The 12,656-nt window shown below is 54.5% G+C and carries 16 protein-coding genes and 2 pseudogenes; 10 read left to right on the forward strand and 8 right to left on the reverse strand.

Annotated features, from left to right (window positions below; all coding sequences use genetic code 11):
- Window positions 1-18: 18 nt before the first annotated feature.
- The 3 genes from L1P09_RS18875 to L1P09_RS18880 are packed head-to-tail and all read right to left on the reverse strand — an operon-like array spanning window position 19 to window position 1,695.
- Window positions 19-1,296 carry a DUF2254 domain-containing protein gene (locus L1P09_RS18875; RefSeq protein WP_235767994.1) on the reverse strand — a complete coding sequence of 426 codons (1,278 nt, stop codon included), beginning with the start codon at window positions 1,294-1,296 and terminating at the stop codon, window positions 19-21.
- 53 nt (window positions 1,297-1,349) lie between these two features.
- Entirely contained in the window at window positions 1,350-1,529 is a 180-nt protein-coding gene (locus L1P09_RS26405; RefSeq protein WP_353957108.1) for a helix-turn-helix domain-containing protein, read from the reverse strand.
- Window positions 1,519-1,695, reverse strand: a complete 177-nt coding sequence (locus tag L1P09_RS18880; protein ID WP_154211370.1) for a hypothetical protein — start codon at window positions 1,693-1,695, stop codon at window positions 1,519-1,521. Before L1P09_RS18880 ends, L1P09_RS26405 begins: the two co-directional genes overlap by 11 nt.
- Here L1P09_RS18880 and L1P09_RS18885 point away from each other — a divergent pair.
- The 5 genes and pseudogenes from L1P09_RS18885 to L1P09_RS18905 all read left to right on the forward strand — a co-directional run.
- Window positions 1,671-2,470 (forward strand): annotated as a pseudogene (locus L1P09_RS18885) (TonB-dependent siderophore receptor); the annotation flags it as partial. The gene L1P09_RS18880 and the pseudogene L1P09_RS18885 sit on opposite strands and share 25 nt — an antisense overlap.
- Before the next feature lie 362 nt (window positions 2,471-2,832).
- A complete protein-coding gene (locus tag L1P09_RS18890; RefSeq protein WP_290129270.1) occupies window positions 2,833-3,096 on the forward strand; it encodes a methylated-DNA--[protein]-cysteine S-methyltransferase in 264 nt (87 codons plus the stop codon).
- 77 nt (window positions 3,097-3,173) lie between these two features.
- On the forward strand, window positions 3,174-4,100 hold the full coding sequence (locus L1P09_RS18895) for a hypothetical protein (protein WP_235767995.1): 927 nt from the start codon (window positions 3,174-3,176) through the stop codon (window positions 4,098-4,100).
- Entirely contained in the window at window positions 4,097-4,462 is a 366-nt protein-coding gene (locus tag L1P09_RS18900; RefSeq protein ID WP_235767996.1) for a hypothetical protein, read from the forward strand. Before L1P09_RS18895 ends, L1P09_RS18900 begins: the two co-directional genes overlap by 4 nt.
- Window positions 4,463-4,673: 211 nt before the next feature.
- Window positions 4,674-5,996 (forward strand): APC family permease, encoded by a 1,323-nt coding sequence (locus tag L1P09_RS18905; RefSeq protein ID WP_235767997.1) that lies wholly within the window; start codon window positions 4,674-4,676, stop codon window positions 5,994-5,996.
- Between the two features lie 136 nt (window positions 5,997-6,132).
- Here L1P09_RS18905 and L1P09_RS18910 read toward each other — a convergent pair whose 3' ends face one another.
- Window positions 6,133-6,492, reverse strand: a complete 360-nt coding sequence (locus L1P09_RS18910; RefSeq protein ID WP_082414681.1) for a winged helix-turn-helix transcriptional regulator — start codon at window positions 6,490-6,492, stop codon at window positions 6,133-6,135.
- A gap of 151 nt (window positions 6,493-6,643) precedes the next feature.
- Here L1P09_RS18910 and L1P09_RS18915 point away from each other — a divergent pair, with 151 nt between their 5' ends.
- The gene (locus L1P09_RS18915; protein WP_235767998.1) at window positions 6,644-7,312 is read left to right on the forward strand and encodes an isochorismatase family protein; all 669 of its coding nucleotides are present in this window, start codon (window positions 6,644-6,646) and stop codon (window positions 7,310-7,312) included.
- A 313-nt stretch (window positions 7,313-7,625) separates the two neighbouring features.
- Here L1P09_RS18915 and L1P09_RS18920 read toward each other — a convergent pair whose 3' ends face one another.
- From L1P09_RS18920 to L1P09_RS18930, 3 genes are all read right to left on the reverse strand, one after another.
- Complete coding sequence (locus L1P09_RS18920) at window positions 7,626-7,823, reverse strand: hypothetical protein (RefSeq protein WP_054905480.1); 198 nt, start codon at window positions 7,821-7,823, stop codon at window positions 7,626-7,628.
- A 464-nt stretch (window positions 7,824-8,287) separates the two neighbouring features.
- A complete protein-coding gene (locus L1P09_RS18925; RefSeq protein WP_235767999.1) occupies window positions 8,288-8,530 on the reverse strand; it encodes a hypothetical protein in 243 nt (80 codons plus the stop codon).
- A 42-nt stretch (window positions 8,531-8,572) separates the two neighbouring features.
- Window positions 8,573-8,833 carry a hypothetical protein gene (locus L1P09_RS18930; protein WP_235768000.1) on the reverse strand — a complete coding sequence of 87 codons (261 nt, stop codon included), beginning with the start codon at window positions 8,831-8,833 and terminating at the stop codon, window positions 8,573-8,575.
- A 141-nt stretch (window positions 8,834-8,974) separates the two neighbouring features.
- On the opposite strand from L1P09_RS18930, the gene L1P09_RS26185 reads away from it, so the two are divergent.
- The 4 genes and pseudogenes from L1P09_RS26185 (at window position 8,975) to tnpC (ending at window position 11,990) form a co-directional block, all read left to right on the forward strand.
- Window positions 8,975-9,109, forward strand: coding sequence for a hypothetical protein (locus tag L1P09_RS26185; protein WP_268944713.1), 135 nt, complete (start codon window positions 8,975-8,977; stop codon window positions 9,107-9,109).
- Window positions 9,110-9,753: 644 nt separating this feature from the next.
- A complete protein-coding gene (gene tnpA / locus L1P09_RS18935; RefSeq protein ID WP_054906283.1) occupies window positions 9,754-10,080 on the forward strand; it encodes an IS66-like element accessory protein TnpA in 327 nt (108 codons plus the stop codon).
- Window positions 10,077-10,412, forward strand: coding sequence for an IS66 family insertion sequence element accessory protein TnpB (tnpB, locus tag L1P09_RS18940; RefSeq protein ID WP_054906282.1), 336 nt, complete (start codon window positions 10,077-10,079; stop codon window positions 10,410-10,412). Before tnpA ends, tnpB begins: the two co-directional genes overlap by 4 nt.
- Window positions 10,413-10,463: 51 nt before the next feature.
- Window positions 10,464-11,990: pseudogene (gene tnpC, locus L1P09_RS18945) on the forward strand (IS66 family transposase).
- A gap of 109 nt (window positions 11,991-12,099) precedes the next feature.
- On the opposite strand, the gene L1P09_RS18950 reads toward tnpC, so the two are convergent.
- The gene (locus L1P09_RS18950) at window positions 12,100-12,630 is read right to left on the reverse strand and encodes a glyoxalase superfamily protein (RefSeq protein WP_054905834.1); all 531 of its coding nucleotides are present in this window, start codon (window positions 12,628-12,630) and stop codon (window positions 12,100-12,102) included.
- Between the last annotated feature and the right edge of the window lie 26 nt (window positions 12,631-12,656).

Genomic DNA, 12,656 nt, shown 5'->3' on the forward strand with positions numbered 1-12,656 from the left:
TGCGTTTGCGCCTCGAAGCTACTGACCAAGCAACGGCGCGGCTACATCCCGGAGCCGCTGCTTTTCTTCATCCAGGTGCAACGATGTCTGCGCACGTTTGACCAGTAAAGCGGCATGGTGTCGGCAATGCTTGCCATACCGCTGTGGATCGAGTTCAGCCAGACTGATCAATGCCTTGATCAGCCGGATATCGATTTCCAACAGCCCCGCCCCGTCCCGTGCGATCAATGTGAAGAAGTCATCGAATAAATCGTGCACTTCGATGCACCGAACATGAACGCGCAGACACTTCTCATCGACGTCATCAGAGGCCGGGGATTGCATCGACCACTTGGAAAAACACCTGACTCCACGGCCGATCACATCGATCACGGTCCCGGAATCATTGGTCGCCGGAGACAAGGCGCGCGAGGCGATTTCGGTTAGAACCGCAAGGCCGAAGCGTGGATCCTGGTCAAATGAGCGGCGTACACCCACCGTGACCGCGCGCAGGATTTCAGCCGCCAGCGCCGAGCCCTGTGGAGGGGGCGAAGCTGTGGGTAGCAGCCGCGCTATGGGCGCGCCAATGTGGACAAAGGTGCCTGGCAGTACTTCCAGGTAGATCTTGAGCTGGTGCTTCTCGGCCACTGCCGCCAGGCCGCTGATATCGATGTGCTGCACGTAGCCGGTGTCGGTACTGGCAATCGTGAGCGCGCTAGAGGGCAGCACGCAGGATTCGGGGTAATGAGCACCACCCAGATAAGGCCAGCGGGCGCGATGCTCCAGGGCAGCCAGTGTCGCGGCCTCGACCCGATCAATTGTCTCGCCGACTCTTCCAAGCGTGGATAGGTGACCGATCCAGCGTAACAGCGTGTACACGATCAGGACGATCATCAACAGGGTCACTGCAAAAAGCACCACCCGCCCCTGAGCCCCATAAGCACCGGTACTCAGCGCGATGATGCCGACCAGGCTGAACAGAAACGAGCCAATGAACGTGGCCAGTGCATTCTGCGTTGTCGAATCTTCCATCACCAAGGTGGTCGCCCTGGGTGTCACGCCATTACTGGCAGCACCGTAGGCAGAAACGATGATACTCAAGGAAAACGTGGTCACCGCCAGCATGCTGGACGCGATGATGCCGAGTATCTTGTCGACCGAGTCTGCACCGATCTTCGCAGGCAGCGATGGCGGTACGAAGTCGCGCAAGGCGATGGCGAGCAAGGCAGTGACAACGCCAGCAAGCGAAAACAGCGTTGTCCGAAACCACAGGCGTTTTGTCACTTGACGCAGGACCCAGCTCAACCGAGTGATCATTGTTTCTATCCTTATGGTGGTCAACGCTTCCCGGGCCGAATGCTGTGCCCGAACTAACGATTCACGCGAGGCCGCTTTCGATACGACAACGGCGTCTCACCCGTCCATCGCTTGAAGGCTTTGATGAAACTGGTCGGATCAATGTACCCAAGGCGGGCAGAAATCTGTTCCACCGATAGCACATATTCGCGCAAGAACTCCCTATCCAGCGCATATCGCACCTCATCGCGCATAGCGATCCAGCATGGCCCGGCACTGATTTTCCGCTGCTTTCAATGTCAGTTCATTGGCCTGTGCGAGCGGTTCCATGAGCGCTTGCGTATTCAGGATGGCCAGATGGGACGGTGCATTGAATTGCGCCCGCACGCGACAGAAGCCCTCGTACCCCTGAATGGGCATCGGCTGGCAAATCCACTACCGACGAAACTCAATACGCCGCTTATCTCGCCACGCGCCTGCACGCCACCGACGACCTCGGTCTCTTGCTGGGTAGCCGCGTGATCGATTGGCATCGTGACATCGAGGATAAGCCCTACAATGCTGAGCAAACCAAGACCAAAGAGTCGGAAACCGGCGTCTACATCCCGTATGCTGGCGTGGTGTATGACGTCAACGAGACGTGTTCGCTGTATGCCAGTTACACGAAAATCTTTAACCCACAGTCGTCCTGAGTTCGCGACATTGACAACAAACCACTGGATCCGATGGAAGGCACCGGGTATGAAGTCGGCGTCAAGGGAAGCCAGTTCGACGGGAAGTTGAACTCCAGCATCGCGGTGTTCAAGATCGAGCAGGAAAACCTGGCGATCTGGATCAATACTCCAGGCGGTAACACGTATAGGTCGGAACAGGGAACCACTACCAAAGGCGCTGAGTTCACCCTGGACGGAGAGCTGAGACCTTCACCAGCTATCGCCTGCCGGGGATTCTGGACAAGCTCACCGTTGGCGGCGGTGTGAACTGGCAGAGCAAAACCGGTGCCGACCTGCACACCTTCACCCAAAGTAGCTATGCCGTGACCAACCTCCTGGCTCGCTACGACTTCAACCAGCATCTGAGTGCGTCAGTCAATCTAAACAACGTGTTCGACCGTGAATACCTGAGCTATGCCGGCGACCACGGTATGTACAGCGCTCCAAGAAATATCATGACGGGGTTCAAGTGCAACGTCTGACGCTCGCGCACTTCGTGCTGATCCCGCGCTATCGGTTTCAATCCAGTATTGACGCCCGCAAATCCAAGGGCAGTCGGCTCTGCTGGGAATCGGTGGCTCGGGAGCGCGCCTCTGTGGCGCTCGACTAATGGTTTCTCGGCGGTTTGATCCAGACAGGGGGGGCGATTATGCAGCTACCGATCGACAGCTATTGGTCAATAGCTCTCGTGGTGAAGGACCACCTATCAACTGCCGAACGAGCGTGAACGCTGGAAAGTTGGCCTCGGAGCTATCATCCAAAAGTTGCTTGAGTACCTCGGCGGGGCCCGTCGTGATTTCTCGCTAACCCTGGCACCTCGTGGCAGCCACCTTCTCGAGCAGGCATGGGCAATGCTTGCCATGGTTCCCTACGGCACCGTCACCAGCTACGGTCAACTGGCCAAGAGCATGGGCAGACTGGCGCTGCCAGAGCCATCGGCATGGCCAATGCGGTCAACCCGATTTCGATCATCGTGCCCTGCCACCGCGTGATCGCCGCCAACGGAAAGCTAAGCGGCTACAGCGGCGGTTTGGACAAGAAACGGGACCTGCTGCCCCTCGAAGCCGAGCATACCCGCGTGGACCTTCTTCAGGCCGCATTTAGCTGAGGCGCTTTCCGGGAGACCTAACTGGCCGCAGCATAGCAGGCAATTTTGCAGGCGCCGCTCGTGGGTCCTACCAGTCTTTGAAAGCCAGCACTCCGCTATCTGGGCACGCCCGAGGCAAATTCGATATCCTGAATGCGCACATTGTCAACAGCGTTGTCCTGGGCGGTGAGCTGGTGATCGTGGGCGATTCGAACACACCCTCATGTACCAGCCACGAAGCGTTCCTGATGGCCCAGGCTGCTCAGATCCACGCTGGACTACTTACCAGTGGGGTGGATGCGGATGATTTCTTCCTGGAACACTTCGACTTACTGCAAAGTGTGCTTGCCAGCGCTTCAATGGGAGTTGGTGCAGTCGGTGACGGCTGGAGCAGGCATCTGCAAAATATCAAGGACACACTTGAGGAGATCGAAAAACTCCATCGCGATTACCTCGGCTCTGGCACCTTGAGTGCCCGCGACGCGTTTTATGCCAAGCGCACCGCTTTGTTCATGAAGCTCGAAAAGCATTTGGGGAGCCTGGCCGCGTACGGTTCAGGGTTACGTAATCAGGGAAAGATCAAACAAGCATTGAATATCTCGATCCGCAGGTATCTCCACACAGGTGAGATTGCCGGCTATGCCGATAAGGTATCTGGCGTTGCCAGAGCCTCCAACCTAGTTAAGAAAGGCACGTACATCGGCACTGCGCTGGATGTGGCCGCCACAGGCTTGTCGATTCATAAAGCCTGCACAATGGGCCGGGAAGAGCAGTGCCGCCGCGCCAAATATGTTGAAAGCTCGGCGTTGATAGGTGGCCTGGGAGGCGGCAGCATCGGGGGGGCTGCGGGAGGTATGGTAGGAACTGGTGCTTGTGTAGTCGTTCTGGGGGTTAGTACAGGCGGCCCAGGAGCGCTGGCTTGTGCTGTAATAGGCGGTGCAGTAGGCGGTAAAATCGCCGGTGACTTCGGGAGCGATAGAGGCGAAAAGGTAGGTGAATTTTTATATCGTGAGATATCGGAGTGAATGCAGTAGACCCTGGATTGATTGCGCTGTTTATCCTTGCACCCATAATTCTGTTTATGATCGTGCTGTGTTACATCGCACATAAGTACACTGAGTACTTTGAGTCGTTTCTTCCGAACTGTACGTACGTGACCGGCAATAAAAAAATATTCCAGCATGCAGGCTTACTTGGCAAAGTCATGCGCACGGGATCGATCGCTCTGGTGCTGGCGATACCGACAATCTTTTTGCGCAGAGGCTTAATTGACTTAAATGAAGTTAAACGTTTCCCGCCCAAAATGAAACGATTATTGGCGAGCATGTTAGCCATCCAAATCGTGCTGGTCATTGCGCTTACCATTTCCCATTATGCAGATCGCTGAAAATAATTGACTGGCATTACCGGGACGATGGCCAGATAGATGGCCTCGTCCCAGCTGGCCAACTCCAATCATTTACAGTCCTAGTTAGAAGCGTAAAAATTCCTTTTAGATGAGCTGTCTACACTTTTAAGGCATCGCTCGTGATACCTCTGGTAGTAAGGACTGATCTTCGCCCCATCTCCCCTGCCCCCTCCCATCTGTCTAAAGCAACATGGCCCAGTTGAAGCGCACCCTCTCGTTAGGTGCGGTTACGCTTTTCGGCATAGCCTATATGACGCCGATCATCGTCTTTGGCACCTTCGGTATTCTCGCCGACACAACTGGTGGATCGGTGCCTTCCGCCTACCTTGCCGCATCCGTAGCAATGCTCTTCACAGCCTTGAGCTACGGAAAAATGGCGAAAGCGTTTCCTGTAGCTGGATCCGCTTATACGTACGTACGAAAATCTATCAGCCCCAAACTGGGGTTCCTGGCTGGCTGGGCAGTGCTACTCGATTATCTGTTCCTTCCTATGGCCATTTGGTTGATCGGCGCGGCGTATCTCCATTCAGCGTTCCCAAGCGTGCCTCACCCGGTCTGGGTGCTGGCCTTCATCGGAGTCACCACAGCGATCAACATTGTTGGCCTTCAATTGGCGAAGACGGTGAATGGTGTTCTGATGTTGCTTCAGTTCCTCGTTTTGGTAGCCTTTGTCGGTCTGGCTGCGCACTACGTTACAGGCCCTTTGAATCAGCCCTTCTGGTCGCTAGCGCCTTTCTACCAAGACAGTTTCCAGCTACCCTTGGTCATGAGCGGGGCGGCCATCGCGTGTTATTCGTTCTTGGGCTTTGACGCGGTGAGTACTTTGACCGAGGAAGCGCATGAGCCGCGTAAAACCATCCCTCGTGCGATTCTCCTGATCACCTTACTGGGCGGTGTCATCTTCATTGTCGCGAGCTACTTCGTCCAGCTAGCACACCCCTCCACAGATTTTGCGAATGCAGACTCGGCAGCTTATGAAATTGCAAAAAATATTGGCGGGGACATTTTTGTAAGCTTCTTCCTGATCGGCTTAATTGTTGGTCAGTTCACATCTGGCCTGGCAGCGCAGGCAAGCGCTTCGAGGCTTCTGTTCGCCATGGGTCGGGACGGAGTAATCCCAAAGCGCCTGTTCGGTCGTCTGAGTGAACGCTTCGGCACTCCCGTCATCAGCATCATACTGTGCGGCGTGGTTGCACTTCTGGCTTTGCGAATGGACGTGACCACCTCGACTTCCTTCATAAATTTCGGGGCATTCTTGGCCTTTAGCCTGGTGAATCTGTCAGTGATTTTCCAAAACTGGATTGCTGAACGGCAGCGTGGTGCCAAAGCGGTGATGGTTTACTTGATGCTCCCTCTAATCGGGTTGATAGCGGATATTTGGCTGATGGCGAGCTTGGATCACATGGCCATCTACCTGGGACTCGCTTGGCTGGCCATCGGGTTGGTCTATTTGGTGATCATCACCGGAGGCTTGCGACGGGAGCCACCCGAGATGGATTTCGAAGAGGCATGACCCAGAGACGCGATAATTTTACTTGTGCTGGGCTGATTTGGTCACTGCCTGGGCAAACTTTTGGCGCCTGAGGAGGGTTATTTTGTGCAAGCTCTCTTCAGAGTCCCTCCCAGCGGCGTCGAGCCGAAACTCAATTTCATTCACTTGAGGTTCGCAACGTTCTTTTGGTTGTTTTCAATCGTTTTTCAAGTGCGCCACCCCAGTCTGCCATGGCATGCAATATCGGTGACAAAGTTTCACCCAGCGTGGAAATCGAATATTCAACCTTGGGTGGGATTTCAGCAAAGTCTTTGCGTAAAATTATCCCGTCTTCTTCAAGTTCCCGTAGTTGCTGAGAGAGTGTTTTAGGTGATATGCGCCCCAAACAATTGGCTAACTCGCCAAATCTTTTTTTGTCCTCCAGAAGAAAGTGAATTATTAATACTTTCCACTTTCCACCAATGACCTTCAGGGTGGTCTCGACCGGGCAACTGGCATTTTTTTTACTGCTTGGCATGGTGAACCCTCACTATCATTTAGGAAGTTAGTACCCTTATGGTAAGTTCTTGCGGTTTGGGAAGACAAGAACTACTTTGTATTTCAACCCAGCGCTTCGACTCAGCGACGGGGCGTGTCAAAGCCAAATCATGTGACTTAGGAGGTGCAATATGGCTGCTAACAGTGGAATGCTAGACCCAGATGACGCGGTGATCCTGCTGATCGACCACCAGAGCGGACTTTTTAACACCGTCCGGGACGTGCCCATCCCAGACCTTCGTAACTACGTAATCGCGATTGCAAAAACCGCGACCTTGCTGAACATTCCGGTGATCACGACCGCATCTGTGCCCGATGGCCCAAATGGCCCGCTGATTCCGGAAATTCATCAGTATGCGCCGCACGCAGTATATGTGCCCCGCACAGGCCAGATAAACACTTGGGATAACCCTCTTTTTGTGCAAGAGGTTGAAAAGACAGGGCGCAAAACGCTGATTATCGCGGGTACGCTCACCAGCGTGTGCATGGCGTTCCCTGCCGTGAGTGCAGTGCAAGAAGGCTACAAAGCGTATTGTGTGGTTGATGCTTCAGGTAACTGGAGCAAGCTGGCAACCGATACCACGATTGCACGGGTGACACAGGCGGGGGCCATTCCAACTGACACGTTTGCGATTGTTGCTGAATTGATGCAAACCTGGAATCGGCCAGAAGGCTCGCGCTTCGCCGAAATCCTGGCCGATCATGTATGCCCAGAATACAAATGCCTGATGGAAAGTTTTGGTAAGGCGCAGGCTGTGGTTAAAGATGGTCCGGAAACCCATCTGGATAAATATCAATAACGCTGCATGGGGTGCTATTTTCCACTCTGATCGCGTCAAGGGAATACAGGGCGCTTAGGCGCCCTTGTATCAATCTGAAGCACAATCTTTAAGCGCCACCTCACTGAAAAGCCAGGCCTCCCTCAACTAGGGGTAATCGCTGAGATACTGGCAGCTGGCAATGTGCTTTGGGAGGGGGCGATCTGTTCTGTGCAGGATCAGAGGTTTCTAATGCTAAAGAATACGCTGCTGGGCCTTGTATCAGGTCAGCAGCGCATCCATATAAAAACAAACTATTTTTGATTAAGTTAGTTCTTAGTCGAGAGCTAAGACTTTAGAGGTGTTTTTTCACCTCATGATGAATGTGCTTCCCGGCTTTGTGGCGCTCATGATTCGCGTGATGAGCACCTTTATCCAACTCTCTCACATCATGACGGACGCCTTTCGCCAAGTCTCCTTCTGCATAAGCCATGGAAGTCGCCAGAATAGAAGCCAAGATAATTGCTGTAGCAGTGAGGGTTTTCTTGAACATGGTGGATACCTCATGTGGTTTGCTATCTGGTTATGAGGCTAGCTTAAGGGCTCAGAGATTACTAATGAATGAAATGTCATCGAAAGAGCGAGAGCCGTGATCGCTTTATGCACAGCAATATGAAACCTTATGCAACGCACTGATATAAATTGCGAAATAGCACTACAAACTGAATACCACCCAATTGTGTTCTCTTTCAATATTTCGAAAAGAATTAAGATTTTCAGTGCTTAGCGTCTTAAGTCAATCCTGGCGACTTGATGTTGCCCACCTCGCCTTGCATGAGTCCGGCCTATGTCCATGGAGCACAGCCCCGGGTTTGATGGGCAAGCTACGAGGGGGCTGTTTCAAAGCCCGGATAGCCGGTATCCGTGTGCAGAAAAAAATTGTCCGAGCTCAGCTCTATCCGAACGCGGCGAGCGCGGGTGCCGAGCGGCCTTCATCCTTCGGCACCCAACCTAGGGTCACTCACTCTTCTGGTGGGCAAGTGCTTTTTCTGCCTGGTCGGCGCACTTTTTGAAATCGCCATCGGCGTGCGCCTGTTTGGCTTGCTGGAACTCATGGTGCCCAGTACCAGTGAAGTCCGACTCCTTGGCCGACTTCATTTTGTCCAATGCCGCCTCGCACTCGTGATGATCATCCTTGCCCAAGGTGACGCTTGGCAAAAGCATGGCGCAGATGGGAGCGTAATGATTCGCTTCATGCAAAATCCCTCTTGTGGAAGGCCCGCTTACCGGGCCGTTACCCCTTCAAAGATGCTTTTTAGCTTCTTTGTCGAGGTGCTTGTCTTCCTTATGTCGTTCCTTGTCTAGGTGCTCGGCACCTTTGTCGATTTCCTTATCATCATGCTTGATGCCCTTGTCAATTTCTTTGGCATCGTGGTCAACGCCTTTGTCGACCTCGCGTACGTCATGCCGTACGCCGTCGGCGACGTCTCCTTCTGCGTGTACGACCGACAGAGTCAGCAGCGCCGAAAGCGCGATAACAGAGGCTACGAACAGTTTTTTCATGAACGATCTCCCTGATGTCCAAATGAGGTGCGTCAGTTGCGTGTAGAACTCTAGCAGAGGATCATGAAAGGCATGACCAAATCGCTTTGCTAAGCTAAATTTAAGCAAAATTAGCGCCCCATCCCCTTCCCGGAGGTCGTTATGAAAATTCTCGCAATTGTGGCAGTGCTGAACCTGCTCGGTGGCTGCAAATACTTCAGTTATCAGGAGAGCTGCGCGGATAACCCTAATCGCATCGATTGCGATGGCAGTCACCAGGTCGAACACAGGAAATAGCGCGTCAGGGTATGCGCTCACTCGTGATTGGCTTTGCAGAAAGCCCTTCAACAGCTTGGCGGGGCATGCTTTACAAGTTAGTCTGCGGCATGGAAATGTATCAGACAATTTGTGGGGTATGTGGCCTGATGTAAGCTCTGAAAGCCCTAGAGAAACTCCGATCAAGTCAGCACAGGCCGTCTGACCTTTGAATCCGCAAATATCTTATTTAAGCTCACCGTACTAGGAGCGAGAGCATGTATCCGAGCGATCATGGAATGCAGCTCGTCATTATTGCCGTAGTGATTGCCATAAGTGCTTTGGCTCTAGCATTTTTTTGCGCCATCGACCTTGACTTTCTGGGAGCAAGTGCTCGGGGGCTATCGATTGTCCCAACGCCCTAGGCTCCGTGATCATGTCCTGGAAGGATGGCCAGCATGGCGTTGGCCCTCCTGACTATCTCAACCAACTCCTTTGAGCTCAGCTCTCGTCGGTGCTCCAGCATTTCGGCGGCCAAGACCGCTTTGTCGTAGCACCCTTCATCTCGGAAATGGGCACCAAGAAAGTAAGCGTCTGCCGAACACACCTTCAGAATCCCCGGATTAAGGGCGATGGTGTCCACCTAAAAATACGTGGACACCATCGCCTTTAATTCAAGGAATACCATGCGTCAGCGCACCTTTTATCCCAAACCCTTCAAGGCCCAGGTTGTTCAGGAATGCCTGAACCCTGATGTTTCCATTGCCAGCGTGGCCCTGCGGCACGGTATCAACGCCAATCTGGTTCGCAAGTGGATACCTATCTACCGTGACCGGCAGGCTTGTGCCTTGCCTGCATTTGTACCGTTGAAGCTTGAGACCGCTGTGGCGACGCCAGCTCGGCAGGATGTAGCTCGCATCGAAATTTCTTCCGGGCAGCGCACAGTCACTGTGAACTGGCCGATCTCCAACCCGGACGGTTGCGCCCGCTTGATCCGCAGCCTCTCCCAATGATCCGCATCGACGCCATCTGGCTCGCCACCGAGCCCATGGACATGCGCGCCGGTACCGAAACTGCCCTTGCCCGTGTGATCGCGGTGCTCGGTGCGGCGAAGCCGCACTGCGCTTATCTGTTCGCCAATCGCCGCGCCAATCGGCTGAAAGTACTGGTGCACGACGGCGTGGGTATCTGGCTGGCCGCGCGCCGCCTGAACCAAGGTAAATTTCACTGGCCTGGCTCCAATCGAGGTTTGGAAGTTGAACTCGACGCCGAACAACTTCAAGCGCTGGTTCTGGGCCTGCCTTGGCAGCGGGTTGGCGCAAACGGCGCAATTACGTTGCTCTGAATCGGGTCGTTTAGCTGTGTCGGGTGGGGCTGCTTTGGTAAAATTCACGGCATGACTTCCTCGCCCAATCTCGACCAGATGACGCCCGATCAACTGCGCGCACTCGCGGCGCAGTTGCTGTCGAGGGTCGACACCATGGGCCAAGAGAACCGCCGCGACAAGATCGTCATCGAGCAGCTCTCTCACGAGATCGCCATCCTCAAACGTTACAAGTTTGCTAAGCGCAGTGAGCAGATCAGCCCGGCGCAAGGTAGCTTGCTGGATGACTTGCTCAACACCGACCTTGAAGCCATCGACGCCGAGTTGAAAGCCCTTCGTCCCGCCCCGGCACCGGACGAACCACGCCAACAACCCAAGCGTGCGCCGCTGCCGCCGCAGTTCCCACGTACCGTCATTCATCACGAGCCGGAGAACACCAACTTTGCCTGCGGCTGCCAGCTGCAACGCATCGGCGAAGACGTCAGCGAGAAGCTGGACTACACCCCCGGCGTGTTCACGGTCGAGCAACATGTGCGTGGCAAGTGGGCCTGCCGTCAGTGCGAAACACTGACTCAAGCGCCGGTACCGGCACAGGTGATCGACAAGGGCATCCCCACGGCTGGGCTGTTGGCTCACGTGATGTTGGCCAAGTTCGCCGACCATCTTCCGCTGTACCGGCAGCAAAAAATCTTTGGCCGTGCCGGCCTGGCAATCTCGCGTTCGACGCTGGCTCTGTAGGTCGGCCAAACCGGCGTACAACTGCAACCGCTGGTAGATGCATTGCTCGAAGCCGTGTTGGCCCAGCACGTCGTCCATGCTGATGAAACACCGGTGCAGATGTTGGCGCCGGGCGAAAAGAAAACGCACCGCGCATATGTCTGGGCCTACTGCACCACGCCGTTCTCGGCACTGAAAGCGGTGGTCTACGACTTCAGCCCCAGCCGTGCAGGCGAACATGCGCGCAACTTCCTGGGCACCTGGAACGGCAAGCTGGTGTGCGATGACTTCGCAGGCTACAAAGCCGGTTTCGAGCAGGGCATCACCGAAATCGGCTGCATGGCCCACGCCCGGCGCAAGTTTTTCGATCTGCATGTGGCGAACAAAAGCCAGTTGGCCGAATAGGCGCTGCACTCCAACGGCGGCTTGTACGAAGTCGAACGGCAGGCCAGGGACGTGAGCGGTGAAGATCGCTGGCGATTACGCCAGGAAGTTGAGGTGCCCATCGCTGAAAAGTTGCACGAGTGGATGCTGGCTCAGCGCGCGCTCATGCCTGAGGGCTCGGCCACGGCCGAGGCACTGGATTACAGCTTGAAACGCTGGGTAGCGCTGACGGGTTACCTGGAGGATGGGGCTGTTCCCATCGACAACAATGCCGTGGAAAACCAGATCAGGCCGTGGGCGCTCGGTAGGTCGAACTGGCTCTTCGCCGGATCGCTGCACAGCGGCAAACGGGCTGCGGCGATCATGAGCCTGATCCAGTCGGCGCGTATGAATGGGCACGATCCATATGCGTATCTCAAGGACGTGCTGACGCGCTTGCCGACGCAGAAGGCCAGTGAAATCGAACAACTGCTACCGTATCAATGGTCGCCAGCCTAGCTAACCGAGATCAAGTATTTGCATACAAGGAAGCCTGCTCAATCTCATTTAGTTGAACAGGCGCCTCGTTGATTCTAAGAACGGAAGCTAACGCCTGAAAGCATTCGAGTCAGCTTTGGCAGAAACGGATACGGTTACCGAACGGATCGTATACCTCCAAAAGCTTTCCCCATCCCTGCTCCACAATGTCGGGTCGCCCGAAACCGTAGCGTTTGGTGATCAACTCGTCCCGAAACAGCTCAATGTTCTGCATGGGAACAAAGATGGTCGTTCCTGGGCTTGCGTCACCATGATGCTCAGAAAGGTGGACCTGCACTCCATCCCGGCTGAGCCCTAGGTAGAGGGGAAGATCCGCTTCGAAGCGATGCTCGAATTCGACACTGAAGCCCAGAAAATCGAGGTAAAACTCCCTCGCCTTCGCTTCATCGAACATTCGCAATATCGGAATAGCTTTCTCCAGCTTGATTTCAGAGCCGGTCAGACCATGAGGGAGCGCTGCTGAAGCCGTATTCCAATCTTTGTAGCCCAGTTGCTGAGCCACCATTTCAAGAGCTACCGAATGGGTCACCTCATGATCGCGAGCTTCAAGCAAGGTGCGAAGAGACTTGGCCATACGCTTAGCGTTTTCAATTGTCGACATGATTCCTCCTGGAGTCGAAGCGTCTT

This window comes from Pseudomonas juntendi (genome assembly GCF_021560075.1).
In the GTDB taxonomy this organism is placed as follows: Bacteria; Pseudomonadota; Gammaproteobacteria; order Pseudomonadales; family Pseudomonadaceae; genus Aquipseudomonas; species Aquipseudomonas juntendi.